At 58.9% G+C, this 4,341-nt stretch carries 4 protein-coding genes; all 4 read right to left on the bottom strand.

Annotated elements, in window-relative coordinates:
• Positions 1-881 (bottom strand): 2-hydroxyacid dehydrogenase (locus tag GOX21_RS21375; RefSeq protein ID WP_170379919.1); only part of this gene is annotated, 881 nt, incomplete at its 3' end.
• Positions 881-1,768: a succinate--CoA ligase subunit alpha gene (sucD, locus tag GOX21_RS21370; protein ID WP_170379917.1), complete on the bottom strand. Its 888-nt coding sequence runs from the start codon at positions 1,766-1,768 to the stop codon at positions 881-883. The genes GOX21_RS21375 and sucD, both read right to left, overlap by 1 nt.
• On the bottom strand, positions 1,768-2,964 hold the full coding sequence (locus GOX21_RS21365) for a malate--CoA ligase subunit beta (RefSeq protein WP_170379915.1): 1,197 nt from the start codon (positions 2,962-2,964) through the stop codon (positions 1,768-1,770). Before GOX21_RS21365 ends, sucD begins: the two co-directional genes overlap by 1 nt.
• 28 nt (positions 2,965-2,992) lie before the next feature.
• Complete coding sequence (locus tag GOX21_RS21360; RefSeq protein WP_170379913.1) at positions 2,993-4,234, bottom strand: aminotransferase class V-fold PLP-dependent enzyme; 1,242 nt, start codon at positions 4,232-4,234, stop codon at positions 2,993-2,995.
• Positions 4,235-4,341 lie beyond the last annotated feature (107 nt).

Here is a 4,341-nt window from a genome sequence, read left to right as displayed (position 1 = left end):
GTTGCGCTGCCCAGATGCGGCAGCATCACGAGGTTGTCACATTGCAGCAGATCCGGGCTGATGCGGGGCTCGCCGTCGAACACATCCAAAGCTGCGCCACCAATCATGTCGAACATCAGCGCCTGAATCAGAGCCCATTCATCAATCACCTCGCCGCGCGCAGTGTTGATCAGGAATGCGTCAGGCTTCATCAGGCTCAGTCGGCGCGAGTTGATCAGGTGCCGGTTCGCGGAGCCGCCGGGGCAGTGCAGTGACACAAAATCGCACTGGGGCAAGAGATCATCGATCGTGTCCACCTGTGTTGCGTCGCACTGGCCCAATACGTCCGCGGCCACCTCGCTGCGGTTATAGACGAGGACGTTCATACCGAACCCGTGATGGGCACGGCGAGCCATTTCCTGGCCGATCCGGCCATAACCGATGATGCCCAGCGTCTTGCCGCTGACCTTTGTGCCCACAAGATGCGTCGGCCGCCAGCCGGTCCACTTGCCGGAGCGCAATTCGCGTTCGCCCTCACCTGCCCGGCGCGCAACCATCAGCAGCAACGTCATGGCCAGATCGGCCGTACACTCGGACAGGACATCCGGTGTATTTGTTACCGTCATGCCTAGCTCACGCGCCGAAGGTTCGCAGATATGGCTATAGCCGACCCCATAATTGGCAATGATCTTGGTCTGCGCGCCAGGCACATCCAATGCCTCGGCGCTGAGCGTGTCGGTGACCGTGGGTAGGACAGCATCATAGGTTTTCAACGCCCGCCGGATGTCTGCCGGGGACATTGGCTTGTCCCCGGTATTCAGCACGGCGTTGTAGTTTTCGGCCAGTTGCGCCTCGACGGCGGCAGGCCAGCGACGGGTGACTAAGACCGAAGGTTTAACCATCACGCAGCCTCCATCACTCGTGCGATTGTCTCACCAATCACGGCGGGGTTTTCGGCTACGGTCACACCAGCAGCGGACAGGATTTCAACCTTTTCGCTGGCGCTTTCGCCAAAAGCCGAGATGATCGCACCGGCGTGCCCCATGGTTCGACCTTTGGGGGCGGTCAATCCGGCAACATAAGCAATGACCGGTTTTGTAATGTGATTGCGGATGTATTCCGCGGCTTCAGCTTCCTGCGGACCGCCGATTTCGCCGATCATCGCAATGATGTGGGTATCCTCGTCCTCTTCAAACCGTTGCAGGATATCTTTGAACGAGGACCCGTTGATCGGATCGCCACCGATACCGACGCTGGTCGAAACGCCAATGCCACGTTCTTTGAGCTGTGCTGCCGCCTCGTACCCCAGTGTGCCCGAGCGACCAATGATGCCGACATTCCCAGGCAGGTAGATATGGCCCGGCATGATACCCAGCAGAGCCTTACCGGGGCTGATTGTACCGGCGCAGTTCGGTCCGGTCAGCACCATGCGCCTGTCCTTGGGATAACGGTACATGTAACGCTTTACGCGGATCATGTCCTGCGCCGGGATACCGTCGGTGATGCAGACACAGTAGCGAATGCCCGCATCAGCAGCTTCCATGATGGAGTCTGCAGCAAACGGAGGCGGAACAAAGACCAGACTGGCATCCGCTCCGGTTGCCTCAACGGCCTGTTTCACGGTGTCAAACACCGGTACACCTTCAACGGTTTCACCACCCTTGCCAGGAACAACTCCGCCGACAACATTGGTGCCGTAGGCCAGCATATCCTTTGTGTGAAAGCGCGCCATGCGTCCAGTGATGCCCTGAACGATTACGCGGGTGTCGCGGTCGAGAAGAATGCTCATTACACGGCCCTCATCTTGGTGTTTTGGGACAGATCATTCTGCCATGCGCCCACCGCCCGTTCAGCGGCTTCCATCAAAGTGGTGGCGCGGATGATCGGTAGGCCGGATTTGGCGAGAATCTTTTGACCTTCTTCGACATTCGTACCGGCAAGTCGCACGATGACCGGGATGTCGATATCCAACTCACGCAGCGCCTGCACAACGCCCTCGGCGACCCAGTCGCAGCGGTTAATACCAGCAAAGATATTGACCAAAACCGCCTGAACGTTCTTGTCGGACAGAACCAGTCGAAAGGCCTTGGCCACGCGCTCGGGTGAGGCACCACCACCGATATCGAGGAAGTTCGCGGGCTCGCCCCCGGCCAGTTTGATCGTGTCCATCGTGGCCATGGCCAGACCAGCGCCGTTCACGATGCAGCCGATATTGCCGTCCAAACCCACATAAGACAGCCCACGGTCCGCCGCGCGGCTTTCACGCGGGTCTTCCTGGCTTTTGTCGCGCAGTTCCGAGATCTGCGGATGACGGAACAGAGCGTTGTCGTCAAAGCTCATCTTTGCGTCCAATGCCAGCACACGGTCGTCGCCAGTGATAACCAATGGATTGATTTCAACCATCGTGGCGTCCAGATCGCTGAAGGCGGCATAGCAGCCCTGCAACGTCCGTACCATTTGCTGAACCAGACGAGCCTCAAGGCCCAGATTGAAGGCTATCTCGCGGGCCTGGAACTCCTGCAGTCCAACTGCGGGTTCCACGATTGAGCGCACGATGCTGTCCGGGCGTTCCGCCGAGATCTCCTCAATCTCCATCCCGCCTTCGGAGGAGGCTACGATCATGACCCGTTGGCTGGAGCGGTCCAGAACAAAACCAAGATAGATCTCGCGATCAATCGGCACAGCGGACTCGACATAGACACGATAGATGCCTTTGCCTTCCGGTCCGGTCTGATGGGTCACCAGCTTGCGGCCGAACATCTCGTCACAGGCCTCGTGGATCTCATTTTCACTGTTACACAGTTTGACGCCACCCGCTTTGCCGCGGCCACCCGCATGGACCTGGGCTTTGACAATCCACTTGTCTCCGCCCAGTTCGCGGGCGCGATAGGCCGCCTGTTCCGGGCTATAGGCCAAGGCACCTGACGGTACGGCGACGCCAAAATTCGAAAGAACCTCTTTCGCCTGGTATTCATGGATATCCATCTGCATTCCTCCCGTTCATGCAGTGCGTTCAAGCAGCGATCGATGTGCCGTAACGGCTTTCGAGCAATGCCTCGATCTCTTCGAAATCGACATTGCCGCCCAGTTCCCGCATGGCTTCGGCAAACAGGCGGACGATCCGGCTGACGGCCTGGCGGTTGAGCTGATTGAGGATGCCGATGCGTACCTGAACCGGCGCGCTGAGCGTCGGCCAGATCCCAAAACCCCTTGCCCGACAGTTCTGCACCAGCTCCATCTCTCGCCCGGCCAGTTCCGGCGGCAGATTCAGCACGACCAGGCTGGGCATGTCCGAAGTCACCTCGCATCCCATGGCCGTAACAGCATCGCGCAGCACGCGTTCATGGGTCTTGTAGGATGCCGACCGTCTGGCCAGACCTTCCTGAAGTGTCAGACGCAGGGACTCATGGAACGCGGCGACTGCGTATCCGGAATGGGTTCTGTGATAGGTCCCCTTTTCGACGTCCTGACCGTCGACAATACCCCAGTGACGCGCCTCGAATAGAGGATTGTGGACATAACTGTAGGCACCCGTCGCTCTGAGAGATTCAATAAAGGCATCTGTAAAGCTGACCGGCGCATAGGTCAGCGGCAGGCAGCACAGGCCCTTCTGCGGACAGGAGGCCCAACCGGCGACCCCCGGATAGTCATCGATCGAAAAGTCATCGACGCCGAGGGATGAGACCGCATCGACCAGGCCCATCACCCCATGACGCTCGCAAGCGTCCGAGAAGCCACGCAGATCATTGACGCGACCCGAACCCGTTTCCCAATGCGTCATAAAGGCCCATTTGGGTTTGTGCTGTTCCAGCGCGGCTTCAACCAGTTCACCAGTGACCGGCTGTCCGTGCGGAACATCAACGACCGTTACGCTGGCGGCCTGTGGATCAAGCGGGCTGGCGGCATGCTCCTCGGGCGTGGCCGCCTTGATGCGTAGGGTCAGCGCATCAATGCCGGAAAAGGTGCCGTTGGCAAAGGCCACGACTTTATCACCGGGCATCACGGCGGAGAACATGGTGTCCAATGCGCTCCAGCCGGTACCGGCCACAGCAAAGGTATAGGTGTTATCGGTTCCCCAGATATTGCGCAGCATGTGCTTGCATTCGACCATCCCGCGCAAAACGTCGCCCTGCATGTGATCCGCAACCCCGGCATTGGCAAAGGCCTGCAAAACACGAGCATCGGTATTGCCAGGCCCCGGGCCCGCAGCCAGTGTCTCGGGGATCTCAAGCGTGGGATAAATCTGAAAAGTCATCGTTTGACACTCTCGGCTGTTGACCGGGCGCTGCGGCCCGTCGTGTTTCATTGCCGAATAGAAAACGCGGCCTTGTCTTACGACACAACGTAACTTACTACTGCTTT

This window comes from Ruegeria atlantica (assembly GCF_013032005.1).
In the GTDB taxonomy this organism is placed as follows: domain Bacteria; phylum Pseudomonadota; class Alphaproteobacteria; order Rhodobacterales; family Rhodobacteraceae; genus Ruegeria; species Ruegeria atlantica_A.
This window is presented reverse-complemented; position numbering and strand designations above follow the sequence as displayed.